This window comes from uncultured Winogradskyella sp. (assembly GCF_947495255.1).
In the GTDB taxonomy this organism is placed as follows: Bacteria; Bacteroidota; Bacteroidia; order Flavobacteriales; family Flavobacteriaceae; genus Winogradskyella.
In genome coordinates this window covers 143,815-170,086 of sequence record NZ_CANLYI010000009.1, presented here as the reverse complement: position 1 = coordinate 170,086, position 26,272 = coordinate 143,815, and the positions used below count along the sequence as shown (strand labels likewise).

Sequence of the window (26,272 nt, the reverse complement as noted above, 5' to 3'; positions counted from 1 at the left end):
AAACTAATCATATTATGAGTAATTATCACATAAAACACTTAGAAGAATATTATCAAGTATATCGTAAATCCGTCAGGAATCCTGAAAACTTTTGGGAGGAAATTGCAGAAGAGCACTTTATGTGGCGACAAAAATGGGACAATGTATTAAGTTGGGATTTTAAAAAACCAGAAGTTAAGTGGTTTGAAGGCGCAAAACTCAATATCACAGAAAACTGTATAGATAGACATTTGTATACTAGAGGTGATAAAACAGCTATTATTTTTGAACCTAATAGTCCAGATGAGCAAGCGCAACATATAACGTATAGAGAATTGCATGAACGTGTTTGTAAATTTGCAAATGTTTTAAAAGAAAAAGGTGTTAAAAAAGGAGATCGTGTTTGTATATACTTACCAATGATTCCTGAATTAGCAATATCTTTATTAGCTTGTGCTAGAATAGGAGCAATACATTCTGTGGTTTTTGCAGGCTTTTCATCTACAGCGTTAGCAACAAGAATTAATGATAGTGATTGTAAAATGGTAATTACCTCTGATGGTTCTTATCGTGGTGCAAAAACTATAGATTTAAAATGCATTGTAGACGAAGCTTTAGAAGAATGTGAAGGTGTAAAGAATGTGCTCGTTGTCAACCGAATTAATTCAGATATATACATGAAAGAAGGTCGTGATCAATGGTTGCAGCCTTTGTTAGATGAAGCTTATCACGATTGTGAGCCAGAAATTATGGATGCTGAAGATCCTTTATTCATTCTATATACTTCAGGCTCTACAGGTAAGCCAAAAGGAATGGTGCATACAACAGCTGGTTATATGGTGTATTCAGCATATACGTTTAAAAATGTTTTTCAATACAGAGAAAAAGATGTGTATTGGTGTACGGCTGATATAGGTTGGATTACAGGTCATAGTTACATTGTTTACGGCCCATTATGTAATGGAGCAACCACAGTAATGTTTGAAGGTGTACCAAGTTACCCAGATTTTGGACGCTTTTGGGAAATTGTAGAAAAACATAAAGTTAATCAGTTTTATACAGCACCAACTGCTATTAGAGCGTTAGCAAAAGAAGGTGTAGAGCACTTAGAAAAGCACGATTTATCATCAATAAAAGTATTAGGAACCGTTGGTGAGCCAATTAACGAAGAGGCTTGGCATTGGTACGATGATAACGTAGGAAAGAAAAAAGCACCAATTGTAGATACATGGTGGCAAACAGAAACTGGTGGAATTATGATAACGCCAATTGCTTTTGCAACTCCTACAAAGCCAACGTATGCAACACTTCCGTTTATTGGTATTCAGCCTGCATTAATGGATGAGCATGGTCAAGAAATAAAAGGAAATCAAGTGGATGGACGTTTATGTATAAAATTTCCTTGGCCAAGTATGGCAAGAACTATTTGGGGAAATCACCAACGTTATAAAGATACTTATTTCTCAGCCTATGAGAATATGTATTTTACAGGAGATGGTGCCTTACGTGATGAGGTTGGATATTATAGAATTACAGGTCGTGTAGATGATGTTATTATTGTTTCTGGTCATAATCTTGGTACAGCACCAATTGAAGATGCTATTAATGAGCATCCAGCAGTATCAGAAAGTGCAATTGTTGGTTTCCCACACGATGTTAAAGGAAATGCATTATATGGTTACGTGACTTTAAAAGAAACGGGTGAAAGTAGGGATCATGATAATTTGCGAAGAGAAATCAATCAAATCATTACAGAACAAATAGGACCTATTGCTAAATTAGATAAAATACAATTTACAGAAGGTTTGCCTAAAACGAGAAGTGGAAAAATTATGCGTCGAATTTTGCGTAAAATAGCAGGAAAAGACACTTCAAATTTAGGAGATACAAGTACATTACTGAATCCAGAAGTTGTACAAGATATAATGGATAATGTACTTTAGGAAATTTTTCGGTTCTAATTTTAAAGGTTAACTTTTGCTTAATATTTTTAACCTTTCTTTCATAATTATATAAGATGTCAGTAATCTTTAAGTAATATATGTGTTGTTAGTTTGCATTATAATTAATCAACCATATAAAATGAAAGTATTAAAAAAATTAAGCTTAGTTAGTTTGTCTGTATTGGCTTTTACGGCGTGTAAAGATGATGATAATGATTCTGGAGTTGCTCAGCAAAATCTGGTAGCATTAGAATCTCATTCCGTAACTGCAAATTATTTAAAATTGGAACCAGAATTCTCTGATGTTAATATTTATTCGTTATTGTCTTCTGAAGATGTTCTGGATGAATCACCAGCATTTGTTTATGGATCATTGGCTGATGGTGCAGGTCTTTTAAAGAATAGTGATGATACCTTCACGTTAATTAATAATATAGAAGGTGATTTTTCTATAGCGCGTATGACATTAGATGAGACTTTTCGTCCAGTTAAAGGGGAATATATTTTAAATGCTGATGCTACAGCTTATACGGCTCAATGTTCTGGTTCGTTAATTACCTTAGATGAGCATGGCTTTGGGCCAATGTATTTATCTGGAGGTGAATGGGGAGGATCTTCAAAAGGTGTGTTTATAACAGATCCTTATAAAGATGCATCTTCTGCGTCTTCTGCAACAATGCTAAATTCTTTTGGGCAATGGTCTACTGAGAATGCTGTTGTTATAGGTAAAGATGCATATGCAGGTAAAACAGTTGCGTTTATAGGTGATGATCACTCTGACAATGAAATTCCTTCAGGCCAATTAGGTATGTATGTTGGAAGCCAAGGCGATTTAAACGGTGGAAATTTATATGGCTTACGTGTTACCGATGCGTCTATTATTTATGAAATGGATATGGCAGAAGGACAAACATATAATGTTGATTTTGTTGAACTAGAAGAAACTCAAATCGATTTGCTAGATGCAGAAGCAAAGACTAAAGGTGTAATGGGTTTTTCTAGGTTAGAGGACATTGATTGGAGACGAGGTTCTGCGGCAAGCAATAGAGAAATATATTTCTGTGTTACAGGACGTCAAAAAGATGGTTTAATTGGAGAAGGTACAGTTTACGGTAGAGTTTATAAAGTAACTTTAAATGAAAACGACCCAACAGGTGCTGGTACTATTACTTGTGTTTTAGATGGTGATAATCTAACTGGTGCTGCGAAAATGTTCCATAGTCCAGATAATATTGTTGTAACAGAAAATTATGCATACATTCAAGAAGATCCAAATGGATATTTTGACACGGCTGAGAAAACGCATTATGCAAGATTGTATCAATATAATTTGAATACAGGTACTTTAAAAACAGTTTTAGAGTGTGATCAAGATACTGCGTTATCAAACGGTGTAGGCTCTGCGAATTCAGTATGGGAGCTAACAGGTATGATAGATATTTCAGATACAGTTGGTATTGATGATACGTTTTTACTAATTACTCAAAATCACGGTTGGGATAATGTTGCCTTTACGGATCCAAATGCTTTAGATCCTGTAACCGCTCCAAACCAAGAGGGTAGTGTCTTACATATTGTTCAAGGTTTAGATAGATAGTATGTATAGAGTTAAGATATTTTTACAAAAAACACATGTGATAAACATGTGTTTTTTGCTTATAATGATAACAGCATGTAAACCTGAAAAAGAATACAAGTCCGTTTCTAATTTAGAATTATTAGAAGAAAGATATGTTATAGGTTTAGACTCAACTATAGAAAATTTATATAGTATTTTATTAGCTAAAAAGGTGAATGATCAACTTAAGTTCTATTTAGTTTCTAGAGATTACTTTAAGAAAACAGAACCATTATTGGCTTTTGTAGATAAGCATAATTTTAAGTCACTAAATCAACCAAATATTTTAAAGGTTGAAGAGGAAGATGCTACTGATATTAAAGAGAGCAGTCCGTTTGGTTTTCAGGTTTTAGAAGAACAATTACATGATAATGAGGTTACTAAAGATGAAATAAATAGAAATGTAAACCGAACGATAAGTCGGTTGAAATTAATTAGAGCTAATACAAAGTTAAAATTAAAAGAGTACCATGTTCTTTGGTTGTTACGGGACGAAATTGCTCGTGTAGCTTTAACTGGTATTACTGGTTTTGATTCTCCAGTTTTGGAACGGTCACTTAAAGAGGCAATAATCGTTTATAAAGAGTTAAAAGAAATTGTATCTATTTATAAATCAAATTTTAAAAGAGAAGATTTATACAATAATTGGTTAATAGAATTAGATAAAACTATTGCAGATTTAAATCATGATTTTGCTTCATTTGATAGGTATAAATTTATAAAAAACCATACACATAAGCAATTAGAACTTTTGGTGAATACAAAAGAAGATTGGAATATTCAGTTTCCTCTGGAGCTAGCTTTAAACAATGATGCAACATCTTTGTTTTCTAAAAGTACTTTTAATATTATTTATTTTTCAGATCATATAGATAAAACAAGTTACAATGAAGAGAAAATAGCCTTAGGAAAAGCTTTGTTTAATGACAAAAATCTATCAGTTAATACTGACATGAGTTGTGCGACTTGTCATCATAATGACAAGGCTTTTACAGATGGATTAAAAGCATTTCCTAAACAATTTAGAAATACGCCAACTCTAACTTACTCGTCATTACAAAAAAGTTTTTTTCATGATGGTAGAGCAGGAAGTTTAGAAGGTCAAGTTGCTGCAGTTGTTAAAAATGCTAATGAATTTCATAGTGATTTAGAAACCATGAAGAAAGCTGTTGAAAGTGATTCTAATTACGCGTCAAAATTTCAAAATATTTATAAAGCTAACATAAATCAAAACAACATTAGGAATGCCATTGCTACTTATGTAAGAAGTTTGAATCAATTCAATTCTAAATTCGATAAAAACATTAATAATCTTGAAAACACACTTTCTGAAAGTGAAATAAATGGGTTTAATCTTTTTATGGGAACAGCAAAATGCGCTACATGTCATTTTGCGCCTATATTTAATGGAACTGTACCTCCAAATTTTTCAGAAACAGAATTAGAATCTATTGGAGTACCTTTAGATATATCACAGGATTCGCTAATAGATACAGATTTGGGACGGTATAATTTGTTTAAAACAGAATCAAGAAAACATTTTTTTAAAACACCTACTATCAGGAACATTGCTTTAACATCGCCTTATATGCATAATGGTGTTTATAAAACTTTAGAAGAAGTAATGGAGTTTTATAATAATGGAGGAGGCAGTGGATTGGGAATTTCATTAGAGCATCAAACATTGCCAACCGATTCACTTAATTTAACTGAGAACCAAGTAAAGGATATTATTAATTTTATGAATTGTCTAAGTGATGATAAATAATATTAGTGGACTTTTTAGTCTGAAGATTCATTAGCTTTTTTAGCCTTAGCTAAATCAACGATAGCTTTAAGTCGTGCTTTTCTATCATCAGATTTAGATTTTTGTTTGTTCTTCTTCTGAGCAATTAATTTGCTATGCTTGGCTTTATTTATTGTGTTTTTTTCACGTCCTTTTTTTGCCATTTTTTTTAAATATTTATGAATAGCAAAACTAAGCATAATTTAATATAAACTTAATGGCATTGTTAGCTCTTCTGTTCTGCAATGCCATTTACTTTTTTATCTTCGCAATAAATTAAAATTATTTATGCTAAAAGCAGTATTATTTGATATGGATGGTGTTATTGTAGACACTGAACCGTTACATCGTAAAGCGTATCATCAAATGTTTAGCGACGTAAACATTGAAGTAGATAGTCATTTGTACGAATCCTTTACTGGTCAGTCAACTATAAATATTTGCAAACGATTAGTAGACCATTTTAATTTAAATGATACACCAGAGTACTTAGTGAGCCTAAAGCGCAAGCATTATAAAATTTTCTTTGAAAATGGAGATTTGCAATTAATAGATGGTGTTTTAGATAGAATAAAAGATTACCATGCCAATAACGTTACTTTAGTTGTAGCATCATCTGCATCAATGCCTGGAATTCATCAAATTTTTGAGCATTTTGATTTAAATCAATATTTCAGTGCTAAATTTAGTGGTGCTGATTTAGAGAAATCCAAACCACATCCAGAAATCTTTTTAAAAGCTGCAGAATTTACAGGTTTTAAAAAATCGGAATGTATGGTTATTGAAGATTCTACCAATGGTATAAAGGCAGCACATTCAGCCGGAATTTTTTGCACAGGTTTTAAAAGTAAACATTCTTCTGGTCAAGATTACACCTTAGCGAATAAGGTCGTTTCTAGTTTTGAAGAAATTAGTTATTCTAAAATTGTAAATATTATCTCGTAGTTATTTGCTGTATTTTTCCTGAATTTTATTTACAACATCTGCAATTTTAGCATCCTTTTGAGCCGAAATAATGCTAATTGGTTGTGCTTGTCTAACTTCACAATCACTAATTACGCAACGCTCACATGTGACGCCAACTTGTGTTTTAGGAATTGATTCGCTCTCAGCAAAGGCAATTTTCCGTTTTAGTTGACTATTAATTTGAATTCCAATATTTACACTTCTATAGCTATTAGCGACAAAAGGATCGGCTGTCGCTGAAGAAAATATTAAGTAGCTTTTGTCTTCATTTGGATAATTAGAAATCTGTATATCAAACTCATGAGGTTTGTTGCTCTTACTAATTTGCTCTAGCACTTTTAAAGACACCCAACGTCTGCAATAGTGTTGATTAGTTTCATTAGCATGAGGTGACTGCTGTTTAGATAAATGTAATTCTTTATTTAATTTAAAGTGATTAGAACCTTTTTGATGCGAAAATCTTAAAAAGAATAAGCTTTTAAGGTTAAAATCCTTGGTTAAGATGTTGGTTAATCTTTGATAAATAGATTCTGGAGAAGCATTGTAATTACTAATTATACGTTCAAAATCTTTAGCTTTAAATGATTTTTTTGAAAATAAATCTTTCAAATCAGCAACCAAACTCGCTCTTGGTATAATTAAAGCACCTGCAAAATAAGATGCATAAAAGTTATTTAACACTTGGTCAAAATTCTCAAATTTTATCCAAGAGAAAGTATAAAGGCGTTCGCTAATTTCTAAATAATTATAAGCAATTTCTTTAGCGTATATAAATGTTTTTTGTGCATCATCAATATGTCTGGCTAGTAGGAGTGTTTTGGTTTTAGGAACAAATACGGAACGTAAATTATCTAATTCTGTATGCGATGTTAATTCGGTAGTGTTTATTGTATAACCGTATTCTTCAATAAGGATTTCTTCGAGTTCAACAGACTTTAAAGGTTTGGTGAGGTCTACTTGGTAGGTTTTTGAAAATTTTAAAACCGCTTGTTCTAAGTCATCAAAATAATTGTTGTTGGCTTCCTGAAAAGACCTAACAGAAGCTAGGTAAAAACTCTCTTTACTAAAGTTGTAGTTCTTTGCGATTTCAATAATAGTACTAATAAATGCTGTCACCTTTGCTGGCGCATTAGAGATAATATCAATCATTGTACTTTCTTGGATTCCAAATAGCTCTAACGGAATCTCTTTTAGAAGTTTAGATTGTAATATCTCACCAATAGGAGCGAGGTTTTTATCTAGCTTTAAAGACACCATTTCATCGTATGGAACATCTAAATGTTCGGATAATGCAGCAATTTTATCTGGCTTAGGATATTTTTTTCCTTTTTCAATTTCGTTTAAATACGATTTTGAAAGTCCAGATAATTTAGACAATCCAAATAGCGAAAGTCCTTTGTCTGTACGGATTTGCTTAAGTTTTAATCCAAATATTAATTTAATATAATCTTGTTCCATAATAGCAAATATACTATAATTTGCGAACTTGCATAATTAGCGAATTTAAATATTTAGCGAACGTTCGCTTGTTTTTATGAAAAATAGGTTGTAACATTGCTTCATCAAATAAAACTACAGCATGGAAATTTCAGTAACAACACAACAAAAAATGAAATTCGCACCAGAGGTGACTAATTTCTACCCAGAACTTTTAACTGAAGACGCTCTAGAGTTTCTTACAGTATTACAAGAAAAATTTAATGCTTCTCGTTTGTCTTTATTAAAAAGAAGAGAGCAGCAACAATGCGACTTCGATAAAGGCGGTTTTCCATCGTTTCCTATTGAAACAAAATCTATAAGAGAATCTGATTGGACAGCAGCTTCAATTCCTGATGATTTATTAGATCGTCGCGTAGAGATTACAGGTCCTGTAGACCGTAAAATGGTCATCAATGCCTTAAATTCTGGTGCCAAAACATTTATGGCAGATTTTGAAGATAGCAATGCACCGAGTTGGAAGAACACTTTAGAAGGGCAGCAAAACTTAATTGATGCTAATTTAAAAACCATTGAGTTAGTTGATAATTCAAGAGGGAAGCATTATAAACTTAATGATGAAACAGCTGTCCTTATTGTAAGGCCAAGAGGTTTGCACCTAAATGAACGTCATGTACTAGTAAATGGCGAAGAAATGTCTGGGAGTTTATTCGATTTTGGATTGTATGTTTTCCACAATAGTGTAGCATTAATGGAGAGTTGTTCTGCACCGTATTTCTATCTGCCAAAATTAGAACATTACTTAGAAGCGCGCTGGTGGAACGACGTTTTTGAATTTGCTCAGAATTATTTACAAATACCAAACGGAACATTTAAAGCTACGTTATTAATAGAAACGATAACGGCAAGTTTTCAATTAGACGAATATATCTATGAACTTAAAGACCATATTGTAGGTTTAAACTGCGGACGTTGGGATTACATTTTTTCATACATCAAAAAGTTTAGAAATCATAGAGGTTTCGTAGTACCAAATAGAGACCAAGTGACTATGGCAACACCATTTATGGCCGCTTATTCTAATCTTGTAATACAGCGATGCCATAAAAGAGGAATCCATGCCATGGGAGGAATGGCAGCACAAATTCCTATTAAAAATAATCCTGAAGCTAATAAAGCCGCGCTCGAAAAAGTAAGAGTAGATAAAGAACGTGAAGCTAAAAATGGGCATGATGGTACTTGGGTGGCGCATCCAGCTTTAGTTGAAGTGGCAATGCAGGAATTTGATAAATATATGCCAACACCAAATCAGATTTTTAAGAAGCGTGAAGATGTTGTGGTTACTGAAGCAGATTTAGTAGAAATACCAAAAGGAACAATTACAGAAGCTGGTGTAAGAAAAAATATCAATGTTGGTATTCTTTATCTCGAAGCTTGGTTAAGAGGTTATGGTGCAGTGGCACTTTACAACTTAATGGAAGATGCTGCAACGGCAGAAATATCGAGAACACAAGTTTGGCAATGGTTAAAAAACGAAGTGATTTTAGAAGATGGTCGAGTTTTTAATAAAACTTTATTTGATGAATTGTTTGATGATGAAGTTGAAAAAATAATAAAAGAAGTAGGAGAGGGGAAAATTAAAAACACCAAATTTTCTGAAGCTATTTCACTTTTCAAAAGATTAGTAACACAAACAGAGTTCGAAGAGTTTTTAACACTTTCAGCATATCAATTAATATAAAAAAATGTCTCGTAACTACTGGAATAGATTACGAGACGTAATTATCAAAATTTGGAATAAACTTAATAATCAAAAACAAAATTATGAAAAATTTAGGACAAAGTAACTATCGTTCTGCATTAGAAACCGTAAGAAATCTTAAAGCAAAGTACGGACAAACTTGGAATGCCATTAATCCTGAAAGTGCTGCCAGAATGGTGGCTCAAAACCAATTTAAAACAGGTTTGGATATCGCAAAATACACTGCTGCTATTATGAGAGAAGATATGGCAGCCTATGATGCAGATTCATCAAATTACACACAATCTTTAGGTTGCTGGCATGGTTTTGTGGCGCAGCAAAAAATGATTGCAGTGAAGAAACACCACAAAACAACAAGTAAACGTTATTTATACCTTTCTGGTTGGATGGTTGCAGCATTACGTTCAGAATTTGGACCATTACCAGACCAGTCAATGCATGAGAAAACGGCTGTTTCTGGACTTATTGCAGAAATTTATGATTTCTTACGTCAGGCAGATGCGATTGAGCTAAATGATTTATTTCGAAGATTAGAAAATGGAGAAGATGTTCAGGATGACATAGATAATTTTGAAACGCATATCGTTCCAATCATCGCAGATATAGATGCTGGTTTTGGTAATGAGGAAGCAACATATTTACTGGCTAAAAAGATGATTCAAGCAGGTGCTTGTGCTATTCAAATTGAAAATCAGGTTTCGGATGCCAAACAATGCGGACATCAGGATGGAAAAGTAACGGTTCCTCATGAAGATTTTGTGGCTAAATTAAATGCAGTGCGTTATGCGTTTTTAGAATTAGGCATAGAAGACGGAATTATAGTAGCAAGAACAGATTCTGAAGGTGCAGGCTTAACTCAAAAATTACCTGTAAGCCAAGAGCCTGGTGATTTAGCGTCTCAATATTTAGCTTTTGTAGATGCAGAAGAAGTTGCCATTGAAGATGCAAAGCAAGACGATGTTTTATTAAAGCGCGATGGTAAATTAGTACGTCCTATAAGATTAGCTAATGGGTTGTATAAGTTTAAAGACGGCTCAAATATTGACCGTGTAGTTTTAGATTGTGTAACAAGTCTTCAAAATGGTGCAGATTTATTATGGATAGAAACACCTACGCCAAACGTGAAACAAATTGCACACATGGTTAACAGAATTAGAGAAGTGGTACCAAATGCAAAATTGGTTTACAATAATTCACCATCTTTCAACTGGACTTTGAATTTCCGTAATCAAGTATTCGATGAAATGCTTGCAGAAGGTGAAAACATGACGGCTTACGATAGAAATAATTTAATGGATGCGCAATATGACCATTCAGAATTATGCCATAGAGCAGATGAGAAAATTAAGACCTTCCAAATGGATGGCGCGAGAGAAGCTGGTATTTTTCATCACTTAATTACATTACCAACCTATCATACAACAGCGTTACATATGAATGATTTAACCGAAGGTTATTTTGGAGAAGAAGGTATGTTGGCTTATGTAAAAGGTGTGCAACGACAAGAGATTAGAAAAAATGTGTCTTGTGTAAAACATCAAAGAATGGCAGGTTCTGATTTAGGTGATGACCATAAAACATTCTTTGCAGGTGAAAAAGCTCTAAAAGCAGGAGGAGAAAATAATACGTCTAATCAGTTTGGCTCAGATTCTAACAAATCAAAAGCAAATAAAAAACTAAGCATTGTTGCTTAAACGGTAAAATAAATCTGAATTATTTATTTTAAATTAGTTAGGTCAAGGCACACTCTTTAGGGAGTGTGTCTTTTTTATAACAAGCCAATTCTTTTATGAGAGCGCAACAAGTCTTTTAAAGTTAAATCACCATTTTTATTTAAAATAGCAAGGAGTTTTAAAAATAAAATGGCTGTGATATAGGCATCACCAGAAGCTGTATGTCTGTCGTGCAAAGGAATGTTAAATCGCTTAGATAGTTCATCTAAACAAAAATGTTCTTTAGTGGTATCTAATTTTGTTTTTTGAAATAGATGTCCTGTGTCTAATACTTTATTTTTAAGTTTAGGCAGTTGCATTCGTTTTAAAGCATTATTAATCATAGTAACATCAAAAGCAGCATGATGAGCCACTAAAACAGCATCCTTTACAAAATCTAAAAATTGAATAATTGCTTCCTCTTCTTCAAGTTTAGACAATGTTCCTTCTTTTAGTAAACCATGAATTTTTACGGTATCTGCATTAAAATGCTCTTGTATTACGTAAGATTCTAATTGGTCAGCAATTTTGATTTTAAAATTTTCTATTCCAACGCAACCAATAGATAAAATACGGTCTTCTTTTGTGTTGAGACCTGTAGTTTCAGTATCAAATACGATAAACCGAATATCTTTTAATTTATGGTGTTTGCTCTTTTTAAAATGAGCCACATAATTGTGCCAGAATTCAGGATACGTTTTGCGTTTAAACCAGCTCATATTACATTAATTGAGAAAGTTTAAATCTAGTCTGAATAAGTTCTTGTACAAGTTTTACAGCCTTAAAGCTGCGTTTAAGTTTTAATCTATTTAGTTTACTTAGCGATTGTACATCAATGAATCTTCCGGAATCAGAATTATGCAAACCTTGTTCGGTTCTAAACCACAGCAAGTCTTTGTACGCCTCTATGCAGAATAAATAAATGTCTTTGTTCTGAGGTTCTAATTCTACTAATTTTTTAAAACGTTCTACAGTATTGTTTATTGATTTAATGTTGTGCGATAGAATAAGTAATCGTGCAGCATCTACCAAAGGCATCATAGAACGTGCTTTAATATCGAATTGATTTTTATGCTCACCACTTTCTTCAACTAAAAACTGTCTAAAGAAACTTAAAGGTGGTGGGTTTTGCAATGCATTTCGTCCTAAGTAGGTTAAAAATATATCATGGTCTTCAATACTCTTAAAAATACTTTGAGACAGTTTCTCAATTAGTGTTTTACTGCCATAAACATGTTCAAAATCGAAGAAAATGGTACAGAGCATTAAGTTGTCTTGGTCTGGCATTGTTATCCATCTATTAAACTGAAGATTCCATTCTGAAACCGATAAACACCATTTAGGATTGCTTCCCATCATATCAGCAGGACATAATTCAAACCCAACCGTTTCTAGGTCGTTATTAATTTGCTTTGCTAAGTTTAAAAAATATGTTTTAGTCGCTTCTTTTTTATCGTCAGAAACATCTTCGTAAACTAAAGCATTATCTTGGTCTGTCATTAACAATTGCTCTTGTCTGCCTTGACTTCCAATAGCTAACCAAGCAAATTCTGTTGGAGGATTAGTGCCTTGTTGTATTATCGCTGAGTCTATTATTTTTTGAGTAATAACATCGTTAATTGTTGAGATTAATTTAGCCGCAAACTCTATTGGTAAATCTTGTTCTAAATACCGTTTTAATAATTTTTCTGCCTGCGCTCTAATGTCTCTTAATTGCAGAATGTCTTTACTACGCTTAATTTCTTTGACTAAAGAGGAAGCACTATTTTCTCTTAAAACAATAATATCGTGTTCAGATAAAATGCCTGTTAATTTAGAATTAGCTGTGCCATCTTCCGTAATACATAAATGGGTTATTTGATGTTTCAGCATCGCAATTTGTGCTTCGGCTACAGTGGTGTTTTCTGGATAGGTGATTACAGGTGACGACATAATTTTAGAAACTGATTCTGAAATTGAAAAGCGACCTGTCGCAATCTTTATGCGTAAATCCTTATCTGTTATAATTCCGATAGGTTTAGCGTCTTTTTCAATAATTATTGAACCTATACGTTTCTCTGTCATAGTTTGGGCAGCAGATTGTATTGTGGTATCAATAGTACATGTCACCGGATTTTTAGAATAATCAATAGACTGAAGATTCGTAAACTCAGAAGATGTTATAGTTGAGGTATCAGATTCTAATTGTTTGGTATTAGATATAAAACTTGTCATTAAAAACCGACTGGCCTCGGAATTCGTGGTAATATTTTCCTCTAATAATTCTGAAGAAATTGAATACACAATACTTTCTTCTATGGCAATAGCATCTAAAATATAATTGTCTTTTCTAAGTAAAGCTCTTAGTCCAAAAATATCACCTTCATCACATTCATCAACAATAATTCCTTGGTCAGTATATAATCCTATGGCACCATTTTTAACCACGTAGAAGTGATTCTCTATTGGTTGGTCAATTTTAAATAAAGCTTGGTCTTTTTCAAAATACCCAACTTCTACGGCTTCGGAAATAGAGAATAGCTGATTTCTGTCTAACATATTAAAAGGAGGAAAATCTTTTAAAAAATCATATATGCGCTCTGCAATAGTGTTCATTCTAGCAAGTTAGTTAAAAAATGAATTATTAAATATCAATTTTATCTTATTTGCGCTAAAATGATATAGTTGTTAATTTTACTCAAATAAGTTGATATTAGTCATTAATACTTATGTTTTATGAACAACTGTCGTTTTGTTTTTTTAACAAAAAATTAGAAAACTAATTCTGAATTAATCTATATCTTGTTCAAAATCAAACCTAATCAAAGATAAATCATGAAAATCAAAAAACGTAATGTCTTTAGACTGCTGTCTATTGCACTAGTCACTTGTGCTTTTATTGCACCTCAAAATGCCGAAGCGCAACGTAAAAAGAAAAAGAAGAAAGACAAAACAGAAGCTGCTGCTCCGAAACCAAAATCAAAAGATAAATCAATAAAAGACCTTACTAAATCTAGTAAGAAAATCGAAGGGCTTTTTACAATGTATAGAGATACTATTACAGGTTCTTTACAAATGGTGATTAGCGATGAGCAACTTGGTAAAGAGTATATTCACTTCAATCAAGTATCGAATGGCGTTATTGATGCAGGACGATTTAGAGGTGCTTATGGTGGTTCTAAGGTTTTTAAAGTGAAAAAGTATTTCAATAAAATTGAATTCGTTTCTCAAAACACTTCTTTCTATTTTGATCCTGAAAATGCCATCTCTAAGTCTAAGGATGCCAATATGAGTGAAGGTATTATGGCAACTGTAAAAATAGAAGCGCATGATAAGAAGGAAGGCTTATATTTAATAAAGGCTGATGGTTTATTTTTAAAAGAAACATTCTCTCAGGTAAAACCACCACGTTTTCCGGGTTCTAGTCCTTTGGCTTTTACACTTGGTAATTTAGATAAAACAAAAACAAAAATTAATACGATAAAAAACTACGAGGATAATACCAACTTAGAGGTAGAGTATGTGTATTCTAAACCTTCAGTATTAAATGGAGGGTCAAGAGGCGTAACCGATGGTAGAAATGTGAGTATTAAAGTATTTCACAGTTTAATTGCGATGCCAGAGAATGATTATGAAATTCGTTTAGACGATCCAAGAGTTGGTTATTTCACAACTCAGGTTAATGATCAAACAGCTACAAATTCGGCACCATTTAAAGATTTAGTTCACCGTTGGAATTTAGTAAAGAAAGATCCTAATGCAGCAATTTCAGAACCTGTAAAGCCAATTACTTGGTGGATGGAGAATTCTACACCAATAGAGTGGAGAGAAACTATTACTCAAGGTGTTTTAGAATGGAATAAGGCTTTTGAAAAAGCTGGATTTAAAAACGCAATGGTAGTGAAATTACAACCAGATGATGCGGACTGGGATGCTGGAGATATTAATTATAATGTCTTACGTTGGACGTCTTCACCAAATCCACCATTTGGAGGTTATGGCCCAAGTTTTGTAAACCCTAAAACAGGGGAAATAATTGGTGCAGATATTATGTTAGAGTATGTACATTTTACAAATAGAGTATTCTATGATCAATTATTTGATTTAGCAAAAGCAGATGCTGAATTTGATGCAACTGATTACTTGCAGAAGAATAAAGTGTTATGTTCATTTGGTCATGTAATGCATGAGAATACAATGTTTGGGCAGGCTGTAGTTGAAGCTGCAAATGGTTCTGAACTAGAAATGGCTCGTATGAAAGAAGAAGCAATGTTAGCTTTAATTATGCACGAAGTTGGTCATACTTTAGGTTTAAATCACAACATGAAGGCTAGTCAGTTATTTTCACCTGAAGAATTAGCAAACAAAGATTTTATTGAAGGAAAATGTTTAACAGGTTCTGTAATGGATTATGCAGGAATTAATCTTACTAAAAACAGAGCAGACCAAGGTCAATATTATGATACCACTGTTGGACCATACGATGTTTGGGCAATACAGTTTGGCTATACACCTTTTAAGTCTGAAACAGAAAAAGCGACCTTACTTAATAGATCTACTGAACCACAATTAATCTTTGGTAATGACGCAGATGATATGCGTGCTCCAGGAAAAGCGATTGATCCAAGAGTAATGATTGGTGATTTATCTAACGATCAAATAGGTTATTCTATTGACAGAATTAAGTTGGTAGATAGCATGATGAAAGACGTAAAATCTAAATTTTCTAAAAAAGGAGAATCGTACCAAGAGCTAAGACGTGCATACTATATTTTAAGTGGTCAGCGTGCAACTGCTGTGAATGTGATTTCAAGATTTATTGGTGGAGTTTATGTAGATCGCGCAATGATTGGCCAAGAAGGAGGAACACAACCATTTACACCAGTAAGTTTAGAAGATCAAAAACGAGCAATGGATGCATTAAAGAAATATGCTTTTGCACCTGATGCTTTTAGTGCACCAAATGACTTATATAATGATTTAGCGATGCAACGTCGTGGCTATAATTTTATGAGAGGCACGGAAGATCCTAAAATTCACCAGCAAGTTTTAACCTATCAACAAAACGTATTAAGACATATCTTACATTATAATACGTTACAAAGAATTACGGATAGTGAGTTGTATGGCAATGAGTATGGCTTGTCTAAATTTATGACAGATTTAAATTCGTCTATTTTTAAAGCAGATATTTTTGGAAATGTAAATTCGTTTAGACAAAATTTACAATTATCATATACAAATATGCTTATAGATATGTTAACAGGTAAGCAAAGTAGTCGTTATACAAATAATGCAAAATCAATGGCATTGTATAACTTAAAGCAGATTAGAAATATGGCTGCACCAAGTGGTAACGTTTCTAGTAAGGCACACAAACAACATTTACGTACATTAATAGATAATGCACTAAAAGAAGTTAAGTAAGCTTAGACTTAGTAGTAAATAAAAAAGGCACAAATCGTATTTGAGTATACGGTTTGTGCCTTTTAATTTAAAAGTTTTTTTATCCTTCAAAATCCATATTATCTCCACCATTTCCTTTTTGTCCAGAGCGCTCACGTTTATTTAGTTTTTGGTTAAACCTGTATGTGAATGAAGCGTTTATTTGTCGTTGTCTCCACTGAAACTCGTTATAACGTTCAAAGAAATCTGTTGTTGTTGTCGCTTTATATTTTCTAGAATTGAATAAATCTCTAACGTTTATAGCTAGTGTTCCTTTTTTGTTTAAAATCTCTTTACTAAATGCTAAATCTAGAGAGAAAATACCTTCTGCATCTGTTTGAGCATCTTGACTTGGACCTCTGTAAAAAGCACTGGTTTGCCAATCTATAGCGTATGGTAATGTTACTTTTGAGCTAAAGCGTCCAAACCAACTAATGTTTTTGGCACTATAATCTACACCATTAAATTCACCTTCAGTTTCAAATTGAAAGAAATTAAAACTAGAATTTAATCGTAACCATTTTGCAGGAGTATACATTAAACCAAGTTCAGCACCTGTACGATTGTTAGATGATAAATTAATAGGAATAGTTCTAATGATATCAATACCATCTGTAGTTTGTTGACCTGTATTTTCTTGTACGCGCTCAAATGAATCAGTTTCGTGTTGGTAATAAATAGATGAAGTTAAGGTGAATTTTTCCCAACGTTTTAAATAACCTAAATCAAATGTACTTGAGAATGCAGGATTTAAATTAGGATTACCTTGCCAAATATTTGTTCTACTAGAACGCGAAGGGAAAGGATTAATGAATCTGCCACGTGGACGATTGATTCTTCGGTTGAATCCAAGAGTAATACTTTCTTCAACATCTGAATCTTCTTTGTTGAGGTTGTAAATTAAATTTACGGTAGGGAATAAGCCTAAATAGTTTTTATCAAAATCTGTATCTATAGGGAAGCCAAAAGCTTCAATTAATTCTTCTTCTGTTAAACGAGAATCAATTTCTCCTTTTAATTGTGTGTTTTCTAATCGTAAACCTAAAAGAAAAGAGAATTTACCAAACTTAGTTCCATATTGCGTATAAAGCGCATTTACATTTTCCTGATAATCAAAAATATTAGAAATAGTATCATTTATTGCGAGGTTACCAGTACCGAAGTCTTCTTGGTCTAATTGATAATCTGTATTACTGTTTTTAAAATTACCACGGTAACCAGCTTCAAAACGAGAGTTTTTTCCTAAAGGTAAAATATAATCAGTTTGAAATAAATATTCTTTTTGGTCTTCATTAGTAAATTCTTGTTCAATTTGAAAAGCTTCAGCATCAGCCTGGCTGGTAAAAACGTAATCTTCATTTAAGTAAGTAAACCCATCTTCATTGTCTTTTTCAAATTGAAAATCTACGGTTAATTTGTGATCTCTGTCTTCACCAAATTGTTTTGCATAATTAATAGCGATTTGATAGCCATCACCTTCTTCTGTTTCTCTTTCTCTTCTCAAAGTTTCTTCTACAATGATGTTATTGTTGAGTCGCTCACTTGAGTTTAATGAAACGTCAGAATCACTTCCAAAGTTGTAAAATAAACTTCCTGTAATTGATGATTTTTCACTCAGAAAATATTCCATACCTATATTAGCATTATAGTTTCTTCTTATGCGATCAACATCTTGGTTTTCTATAATTCTTCTATATTCTGGTTCTGAAACAGAACCATCTTCCTCTATAGTATCAAAATAATTAACATCTATAAAAGTGGTTCGTGGTGCATTAAAATATCGCCACCCAAAATTAGAAAAGAGATTGTATTTTTCTTTTCGGTAGTTTAAGGCTGCAGAAAAACCAGCATTATCAGGATTACCACCTGTTAACGTTATTGAACCGTTAAAACCAAGTGTTTCCTTTTGTCTTAAAATTATATTTAAAATTCCGGCTGTACCTTCAGCATCATATCTTGCAGAAGGAGATGTAATGACTTCTACACGCTCAATAGCATCAGCAGGTAATTGACTTAGAACATTGCTATCTCCAAAACCAGCCATAGCTGATGGTTTTCCGTTTATTAAAATACGTACGTTTTCATTACCTCTAAGGCTAATTGCGCCTTCTACGTCAACTGTTACAGAAGGTACATTGTTAAGTGCGTCACTTACAGTTCCTCCTGCAGTAGTTAAATCTTTACCGATATTGTAAACTTTTTTATCGAGTTTAATTTCTACCGTTGTACGTTCTGCAATAACCATAACTTCATCTAAAGATTCTTCATCTAAAGCTAGTTTTATGGTGCCTAAATCAATATTTTTTGAAATGTTTTGTTCCGGAAAGGTTTTGGTTTTATAAGATATATATTCAACTGAAATAATATAATCACCAGATGGAACTTCTACTTTAAATTTTCCTTTAGAGTCTGTTATTCCTCCTGTTAAAATGGAGTTGTTTGTCTTTATAACAACTGTTGCATATTCTAGAGGAATATTTGATCCTTGTTCAACAACTGTACCTTCAATTTTTATGTCTTTTTGGGCATAAACAAATGAAAGGCTAAAAATTAATAGAAAGGTAGTGTAAAAGTTTAATTTCATTACAATTTGGTTAAATGTTGGTCTCTATAGGACTAACAAAAATACCTTTAGTTCAATTGTAATAGGTTAATCTTTTGTTAAAGCAATATGTTAAAAATGGTAAGTATTATTAATATAAAAGGTTAGTCTTTATCCTTTTTACGTTTCCTTTTTTTGCGTTTTTCTTTTTTGTCTTTTAAAACTTCTTTTTCGTCAAATTCGCCTTTAATCATTTCTTTAATTTTAGCCATATCACTTTCAGAAATTAGTTCTTCTAAATCTTTAAAATGAGTGTTTTCTAAATTTTCGATAGCAGTTTGGCGATCAATTCGATGTTCAAATTGCATTTTAAAAAGTGCAATCTTAGCATCAAAAAAACTATTAATGTTTTGTTTTATAATATGTTTTTGAAACTCGTCAGCCTCTAGAGTTGTTAAGAAATTATCTATATACTCTTCCTTTCGTTCTTCCATTTCACGCTGACGTTTAGCTAATTGTTCTTCTGTAGGTTCACTACTAGTTTGTGGAATACGATTAGAGTTATTACGCCTTTGAGCTTGCACATTTAAAGCAAATAGTACAGTAAATAGAAGTAAGATTGTCTTTTTCATTTGTAATGTATTATATGATTTCTGATATTGATTCTGGAGGTCTGCCAACCACAGCTTTCTCTCCGTTAACCACAATTGGTCGTTCAATTAATTTAGGATGATTTACCATGGCCTCTATAATTTCTTTATCGGAAAGTGTTTTTCCTTTAAAATCAGATTTCCAAATCGCTTCATTTTTACGAATTAAATCCATTGGCTTAATTCCTAATTTAGAAATAATTGATTCTAGTTCTTTAGCCGTTAATACATCTTCTAGATATTTTATGGTTTCAAAATCTTTACCAGAAGCTTCTAGTATAGCAAGACCTTGTCTAGATTTTGAACATCTTGGATTATGGTATATTTTAATCATGTCTTTTGGTTTATTACAATTATAATGCCGAATCTTCTTTTTGTCCCATCATCATTAAATAGGCCTTTAAAAAGGGTTCAATGTCACCATCCATTACAGCATCAACATTCCCTGTTTCGTGAGCAGAACGCACATCTTTTACTAATTTATAAGGATGCATTACATAATTTCTTATTTGGCTTCCCCATTCAATCTTCATTTTGCCAGCTTCAATGTCATCACGTTGTGCCATTTGCTTTTGCAGTTCAATTTCATACAATTGAGACTTCAACATTTGCATAGCTCGCGTTCTATTGTCTTGTTGAGAGCGTGTTTCGGAACACTGAATTTGAATACCAGAAGGTTTATGTCGTAATTGTACTTTGGTTTCAACCTTATTTACATTCTGTCCACCAGCTCCACTCGATCTTGCTGTTGTTATTTCAATGTCGGCAGGATTTATGTCTATTTCAATAGAATCATCAACTAAAGGATAAACATAAACCGAAGCAAAACTAGTATGTCTTTTTGCATTACTATCAAAAGGTGAAATACGTACTAAACGATGTACTCCATTTTCGCCTTTCAACCAGCCAAAAGCATAGTCTCCTTCAATTTCTATGGTTACTGTTTTTATACCAGTCACATCGCCTTCTTGCATGTTAAGTTCTCTGACCTTATAGCCGCTTTTTTCAGCATACATAAGGTACATGCGTAAGAGCATGTTTGCCCAATCGCAAGACTCTGTTCCGCCAGCACCAGCAGTAATTTGTAAAACCGCACTAAGGCTATCTCCTTCTTCAGAAAGCATGTTTTTAAATTCTAATTTTTCAATAGCAGTGACGCATTTTTCAAAACGAGCTTCAACATTTTCCATGGGAGCTTCGTCTTCTTTGTAGAATTCGTATATAACTTCTAAATCTTCAAAAAGGGATTTGGCATCATTATAGTCGTTAACCCAACTTTTTTTCTCACGGATGGACTTCATTACTAATTCGGCAGCTTTAGAGTCATTCCAAAAATTAGGGTCGAAAGTTTGTTCTTCTTCGTTTGAGATTTCTATGAGCTTAGCATCTAAGTCAAAGATATTGTCTAAGTATGTCTAGACGGGAATTAAGATCTTTTATTTGATCTGATGTTATCATATATTGATGTAATTTTTACAAATATAGGATGTGGATTTAAAGTGCCATAATTTTGAATCGGTTTTTTAGAAATTCCGTAATTTTATCTTTTAAACTTTAGTAGAAATAAATGATTATAGATTTAAGAAGCGATACCGTTACAAAGCCATCAAAGGGCATGTTAGATGCAATGATGTCAGCACAAGTTGGTGATGATGTTTTTAGAGAAGACCCAACAGTAAATGAGTTAGAAGACCGTTTAGCAAAAATGTTTGGTAAAGAAAAGGCATTGTTTTTTCCTTCAGGAAGTATGGCAAATCAAATTGCAATTAAACTACATACCAATCCTGGAGAACAAGTAATTTGCGATAAATATGCACATATTTATAATTATGAAGTTGGAGGTGTTGCTTTTCATAGTGGAGCATCTTGCAAATTAATTGATGGTGATCGTGGCATGTTTACAGCGACTCAAGTTAAGGAAGCTATTAATCCTCCAGAATATTATTACAGCCAATCTAGTTTAGTTGAAGTTGAAAATACTACTAATAAAGGAGGAGGAGCTTGTTGGGATTTCAATGAGTTTGAAAACATACAAAAAGTATGTAAAACCAATAATTTAGGTTTTCATATTGATGGTGCTCGTCTTTGGAATGCAATGGTGGCTAAAAATGAAACCACGTTGCAATACGGAAGTGTTTTTGATACTATTTCGGTTTGTTTAAGTAAAGGGTTAGGCTGTCCTGTAGGTTCTGTGTTGATTGGTGATAAGGATATTATGAAAAAATCATTAAGTCTAAGAAAACTCTTTGGTGGTAATATGAGACAAATTGGTTATTTAGCTGCAGCAGGTTTGTATGCTTTAGATAATAATATTGAACGCTTAGCAGAAGATCATAGAAAAGCTAAAGAAATAGGAGAGATGTTAACCTCTTTGGTTAGTATAAAAAAAGTAGAGCCAATTGAGACTAATATTGTCATTTTTGAATTGAATGATGATGTGGATGAAGCTAAATTCCTAAATAATTTGAATGAGAAAAACATCAGAATTATAGGAATGGGTAGTAATAAGCTTCGCATGGTCACGCATTTGGATTATACGGACCAAATGCATGACAAGTTACTAAGCGAATTAAAATCTATTTAAACATATCCATACCAGGAATACTTGGCATGCCTTCTTTAGCAACAGCCGCAACTTCAGTCTCGTGTACATTTGTTGCTTTTTCAATGGCTTTGTTTAGTGTAAGAATTAGATAATCTTCAAGCATATCTTTATCTTGAAGTAACTCATCGGCAATTTCAATAGATTTAATTGTTCTATTGGCTGTAATCGTTACTTTAAGTTTATCATCGCTGCTTGCTTCGTCAATTAAAACAGTGTGCAAACGTTCTTTAGTTTCTTCAACTTTTTTCTGAGCTTCTTTTAATTTGCCCATCATTCCCATCATATCTCCAAACATAATTGTGTCTTTTAATTTTTTACGGTGTAAAATTAGTAAATTGCGCGACTTTTTAGATTAAAATTTTCTTAAAACAAATGACAAAGAACTCAAACATAAATCCGCCAATTGCCAAAAAGATTCCACATCAATTAGAAAAGCATGGAGATGTGCGTATTGACAATTATTTTTGGATGAAAGACAGAGAGCACCCAGAAGTTATTGATTATCTCAACGCAGAAAATGAGTATTGCGATGCTGAAATGGCTCATACAAAAGACTTTCAGAAGGATTTGTTTGAAGAAATGAAAGCAAGAATTAAAGAAGATGATTCTTCTGTACCCTATAAATACAATGGGTATTGGTATATTACAAAATTTGAAAAAGGTAAAGATTACCCAATTTATACACGTAAAAAGGAGAGTTTAGATAATCCTGAAGAGTTATTATTTGATTGTAACGAAATGGCTGAAGGTCAGAGTTATTTCAAATTAGCAGGTATAAGTATTAGTCCTGATAATAAAATGGTGTCTTACGGTATTGATAATTCAGGAAGACGAAATTACACCATTCATGTTAAGGATTTAGAAACACATAAAGTCGCTTCAGATAGAATTGAAAGCACTACAGGTTCTTCAAGTTGGGCAAATGATAATGCCACTTTATTCTATACTAAAAAGGATGAAGTTACACTTAGAGCTTTTCAAATTTACAAGCATCGTTTAGGTGATGAATCTGAAGATGAGTTGGTTTTTGAAGAAGGTGACGATACCTTTGGTGCAGCAGTTTATAAATCAAAGTCTCGAAAGTATATCATTATTGCTTGTTATAGTACATTAACCAACGAGTATCATATTCTAGATGCCAATAATCCTGAAGGTAAGTTTCAAGTTTTTCAACCAAGAATTAGAGGTTTAGAATATAGTATTTCGCATTATGAGAATCACTTTTATATTCTTACTAATAAAGATAAAGCAACAAACTTTAAATTAATGAAGACTTTAGAAACGGATACTAAAGTTGAAAGTTGGACGGAAGTTATAGCGCACAGAAAAGACGTACTAATTGAAGGTATTGATATTTTTAAAGACTATTTAGTTGTTAGTGAACGAAAAAATGGACTAAATGAAATTAGAATAAAACGTTGGGATGGTAGTGAGGATTACTACTTGCCGTTTGATAATGAAACATATACAGCGTATACTGGGACAAATGTAGATTTTGACACCGAATTATTGCGTTATGGTTATAATGCTATGACAACACCTTCTTCTGTTATTGAATTCAATATGCGGACTAAAACAAAGACTGTTCTAAAAGAACAAGAAGTTTTAGATAAGAATTTTGATAAGGATAATTACGTATCAGAGCGTATTTGGGCAACTGCAGAAGATGGAAATAAAATTCCAATGTCTGTGATTTATAAGAAGGGTATTAAAATGGATGGAACAAATCCATTATTACAATACGCATACGGAAGTTATGGTTCTACAGTAGATCCTTATTTTTCAACCATAAGATTAACTTTGTTAGATCGTGGTTTTATTTATGTGATTACGCACATTAGAGGAGGAGAGTATTTAGGGCGTGATTGGTATGAAGATGGAAAATTACTAAATAAGAAAAAGACATTTTCAGATTTTATAGCCTGTTCCATTCATTTAATTAAAGAACGTTATACATCATCAAAGCATTTATATGCTATGGGTGGAAGTGCAGGAGGTTTATTAATGGGAGCTATTGTTAATAAAGCACCAGAATTATATAACGGAATTATTGCCGCAGTTCCTTTTGTGGATGTGGTTACCACGATGTTAGATGATTCTATACCATTAACAACAGGTGAGTATGATGAATGGGGAAATCCTAATGATGTTTTGTATTATAATTATATAAGGTCTTATTCGCCTTATGATAATGTGGAAGCAAAAGCTTATCCAAATATGTTGATAACAACAGGTCTGCATGACTCACAAGTACAATATTGGGAACCAGCAAAATGGGTAGCTAAACTTAGAGATATGAAAACGGATTCTAATCAATTGTATTTAAAAACAAATATGGACGCTGGTCATGGTGGTGCTTCTGGTCGTTTTGAGAGTTTAAAAGAAGATGCAGAAGAGTTTGCTTTCTTGCTAGATTTAGAGGGGATTTCCTCCTAGCTTAAAAAAAAGTGTTACCTTTGCGAGGTTTTAGGTGTCTAATATATAAATAGGTTACTGAAAAATATTTTTTATGAAGCAAAACAAAAATGTATTTGATAATGTACTTCAATTAATAGGAAATACACCACTTATCAAATTAAATAGAATGACTGTTGACTTCGATGGCGATTTTTATGCAAAAGTAGAAGCATTTAATCCAGGTCATTCTTCAAAAGATAGAATTGCATTACATATTATTGAAGAAGCTGAACGTCAAGGTATTTTGTCACCAGGTGATACTATTATTGAAACCACATCTGGTAATACAGGTTTTAGTCTTGCTTTAGTGAGTATCATTAAAGGTTACGATTGTATTTTAGCAGTAAGTTCTAAATCATCAGCAGATAAAATAGACATGTTAAAGTCTATGGGAGCAAAGGTTTATGTTTGTCCGGCTCATGTAAAAGCTGACGATCCGCGTTCTTATTATGAAGTTGCAAAACGCTTACACGAAGAAAACAAAGGTTCTATTTATATTAATCAATATTTTAATCAATTAAATATTGATGCGCATTACAACTCTACAGGTCCAGAAATCTGGGAACAAACAGAAGGTGAAATAACACACCTTATTGCTTGCAGTGGAACAGGTGGAACAATTTCTGGTATTTCTAAATATCTAAAAGAGCAAAACCAAAATGTAAAAGTTATTGGTGTTGATGCTTATGGTTCTGTATTAAAGAAATATCATGAAACTCGTGAGTTTGATGATAAAGAGATTTATCCATATAGAATTGAAGGTTTAGGAAAAAATCTTATACCAACAGCAACAGACTTTGATTTAATAGATAAGTTTATTAAAGTTACGGATGAAGAAAGTGCACATACTGCAAGAGAAATCTCTAATACAGAAGGACTTTTTGTAGGTTACACAAGTGGAGCAGCAATGCAAGCTATAAAACAATTACAAGAAGAAGGTGAGTTTAAACCTTCAGATAAAATAGTAGTGATATTCCCTGATCATGGATCACGTTATATGAGTAAAGTATATAACGATAAATGGATGGAAGATCAAGGCTTTTTTGATGCCAAGTCAGAAGTGCAAGCCACTATAGAATATATTAAATAAAATATTATTAATAAAAACGAACCTATCACTAATTTCCGTGATAGGTTTTTTTTGTTTAAAACTTAGTTAATACTTAGAATAAATAAATTATGTGGTCATAATTTTATTAACTAATTTTGTCGACACTAACAAAACTAATTTAACAATTATTAAAAGCAATCTCTAAAAGCTAAATACGAGCTGATTTTATATGAACCATAAATAATAAAAAGAATATTGGATTTTAACTAATTATTAAAATCGATTATAGGGCTGACTTCGGTTAAGTTTTAATAAATACTAGTTATTTAAATAAGCAATA

The 26,272-nt window shown here is 32.6% G+C and carries 19 protein-coding genes; 10 read left to right on the top strand and 9 right to left on the bottom strand.

Annotation, left to right across the window (positions count from 1 at the left end; translation table 11 throughout):
- Nucleotides 1-14 precede the first annotated feature (14 nt).
- From acs to Q0807_RS15695, 3 genes are all read left to right on the top strand, one after another.
- On the top strand, nt 15-1,922 hold the full coding sequence (gene acs / locus Q0807_RS15705; protein ID WP_299111483.1) for an acetate--CoA ligase: 1,908 nt from the start codon (nt 15-17) through the stop codon (nt 1,920-1,922).
- Nucleotides 1,923-2,061: 139 nt separating this feature from the next.
- Nucleotides 2,062-3,519, top strand: a complete 1,458-nt coding sequence (locus Q0807_RS15700) for an alkaline phosphatase PhoX (RefSeq protein WP_299111480.1) — start codon at nt 2,062-2,064, stop codon at nt 3,517-3,519.
- A 64-nt stretch (nt 3,520-3,583) separates the two neighbouring features.
- Nucleotides 3,584-5,308: a cytochrome c peroxidase gene (locus tag Q0807_RS15695; RefSeq protein ID WP_299111478.1), complete on the top strand. Its 1,725-nt coding sequence runs from the start codon at nt 3,584-3,586 to the stop codon at nt 5,306-5,308.
- Nucleotides 5,309-5,322: 14 nt separating this feature from the next.
- Here the strand turns inward: Q0807_RS15695 and Q0807_RS15690 are convergent, their stop codons facing one another.
- Nucleotides 5,323-5,490, bottom strand: a complete 168-nt coding sequence (locus Q0807_RS15690; RefSeq protein WP_299111476.1) for a hypothetical protein — start codon at nt 5,488-5,490, stop codon at nt 5,323-5,325.
- Nucleotides 5,491-5,614: 124 nt separating this feature from the next.
- Between Q0807_RS15690 and Q0807_RS15685 the strand changes: the two genes are divergently transcribed.
- Nucleotides 5,615-6,271, top strand: a complete 657-nt coding sequence (locus Q0807_RS15685; RefSeq protein ID WP_299111475.1) for an HAD family phosphatase — start codon at nt 5,615-5,617, stop codon at nt 6,269-6,271.
- On the opposite strand, the gene Q0807_RS15680 is transcribed toward Q0807_RS15685, so the two are convergent.
- Complete coding sequence (locus Q0807_RS15680) at nt 6,272-7,750, bottom strand: helix-turn-helix domain-containing protein (protein ID WP_299111474.1); 1,479 nt, start codon at nt 7,748-7,750, stop codon at nt 6,272-6,274.
- A gap of 121 nt (nt 7,751-7,871) precedes the next feature.
- Between Q0807_RS15680 and aceB the strand changes: the two genes are divergently transcribed.
- Entirely contained in the window at nt 7,872-9,470 is a 1,599-nt protein-coding gene (gene aceB, locus Q0807_RS15675; protein WP_299111472.1) for a malate synthase A, read from the top strand.
- Between the two features lie 83 nt (nt 9,471-9,553).
- A complete protein-coding gene (locus Q0807_RS15670) occupies nt 9,554-11,185 on the top strand; it encodes an isocitrate lyase (RefSeq protein WP_299111470.1) in 1,632 nt (543 codons plus the stop codon).
- A gap of 74 nt (nt 11,186-11,259) precedes the next feature.
- On the opposite strand, the gene Q0807_RS15665 is transcribed toward Q0807_RS15670, so the two are convergent.
- Both Q0807_RS15665 and Q0807_RS15660 read right to left on the bottom strand, forming a co-directional pair.
- Nucleotides 11,260-11,922 carry a PolC-type DNA polymerase III gene (locus tag Q0807_RS15665; RefSeq protein WP_299111468.1) on the bottom strand — a complete coding sequence of 221 codons (663 nt, stop codon included), beginning with the start codon at nt 11,920-11,922 and terminating at the stop codon, nt 11,260-11,262.
- 1 nt (nt 11,923) lies between these two features.
- A complete protein-coding gene (locus Q0807_RS15660; RefSeq protein ID WP_299111466.1) occupies nt 11,924-13,798 on the bottom strand; it encodes a DUF294 nucleotidyltransferase-like domain-containing protein in 1,875 nt (624 codons plus the stop codon).
- Nucleotides 13,799-14,017: 219 nt separating this feature from the next.
- Here Q0807_RS15660 and Q0807_RS15655 point away from each other — a divergent pair, with 219 nt between their 5' ends.
- On the top strand, nt 14,018-16,609 hold the full coding sequence (locus tag Q0807_RS15655; protein ID WP_299111464.1) for a zinc-dependent metalloprotease: 2,592 nt from the start codon (nt 14,018-14,020) through the stop codon (nt 16,607-16,609).
- A 79-nt stretch (nt 16,610-16,688) separates the two neighbouring features.
- On the opposite strand, the gene Q0807_RS15650 is transcribed toward Q0807_RS15655, so the two are convergent.
- The 4 genes from Q0807_RS15650 to prfB all read right to left on the bottom strand — a co-directional run bounded on the left by Q0807_RS15650 (nt 16,689) and on the right by prfB (nt 21,277).
- Nucleotides 16,689-19,211, bottom strand: coding sequence for an outer membrane beta-barrel protein (locus tag Q0807_RS15650; protein ID WP_299111462.1), 2,523 nt, complete (start codon nt 19,209-19,211; stop codon nt 16,689-16,691).
- A 122-nt stretch (nt 19,212-19,333) separates the two neighbouring features.
- Nucleotides 19,334-19,801: a hypothetical protein gene (locus Q0807_RS15645; protein ID WP_299111460.1), complete on the bottom strand. Its 468-nt coding sequence runs from the start codon at nt 19,799-19,801 to the stop codon at nt 19,334-19,336.
- A 10-nt stretch (nt 19,802-19,811) separates the two neighbouring features.
- Nucleotides 19,812-20,153: an arsenate reductase (glutaredoxin) gene (gene arsC, locus Q0807_RS15640; protein WP_299111458.1), complete on the bottom strand. Its 342-nt coding sequence runs from the start codon at nt 20,151-20,153 to the stop codon at nt 19,812-19,814.
- A gap of 19 nt (nt 20,154-20,172) precedes the next feature.
- Nucleotides 20,173-21,277 (bottom strand): peptide chain release factor 2 gene (prfB, locus tag Q0807_RS15635; RefSeq protein ID WP_299111456.1). Its coding sequence is split into 2 segments (ribosomal slippage): nt 20,173-21,213 and nt 21,215-21,277, totalling 1,104 coding nucleotides; the frame shifts between segments, so codons are not numbered across the junction.
- A 109-nt stretch (nt 21,278-21,386) separates the two neighbouring features.
- On the opposite strand from prfB, the gene Q0807_RS15630 reads away from it, so the two are divergent.
- Nucleotides 21,387-22,403: a low specificity L-threonine aldolase gene (locus tag Q0807_RS15630; RefSeq protein ID WP_299111454.1), complete on the top strand. Its 1,017-nt coding sequence runs from the start codon at nt 21,387-21,389 to the stop codon at nt 22,401-22,403.
- On the opposite strand, the gene Q0807_RS15625 is transcribed toward Q0807_RS15630, so the two are convergent.
- On the bottom strand, nt 22,396-22,719 hold the full coding sequence (locus tag Q0807_RS15625; RefSeq protein WP_299111452.1) for a YbaB/EbfC family nucleoid-associated protein: 324 nt from the start codon (nt 22,717-22,719) through the stop codon (nt 22,396-22,398). The two genes, Q0807_RS15630 and Q0807_RS15625, sit on opposite strands and share 8 nt — an antisense overlap.
- Nucleotides 22,720-22,796: 77 nt before the next feature.
- Here Q0807_RS15625 and Q0807_RS15620 point away from each other — a divergent pair, with 77 nt between their 5' ends.
- Together Q0807_RS15620 and Q0807_RS15615 are read left to right on the top strand one after the other, a co-directional pair.
- Nucleotides 22,797-24,860, top strand: coding sequence for a S9 family peptidase (locus Q0807_RS15620; RefSeq protein ID WP_299111450.1), 2,064 nt, complete (start codon nt 22,797-22,799; stop codon nt 24,858-24,860).
- A 73-nt stretch (nt 24,861-24,933) separates the two neighbouring features.
- Nucleotides 24,934-25,971, top strand: a complete 1,038-nt coding sequence (locus tag Q0807_RS15615; RefSeq protein WP_299111448.1) for a PLP-dependent cysteine synthase family protein — start codon at nt 24,934-24,936, stop codon at nt 25,969-25,971.
- Nucleotides 25,972-26,272: the final 301 nt, after the last annotated feature.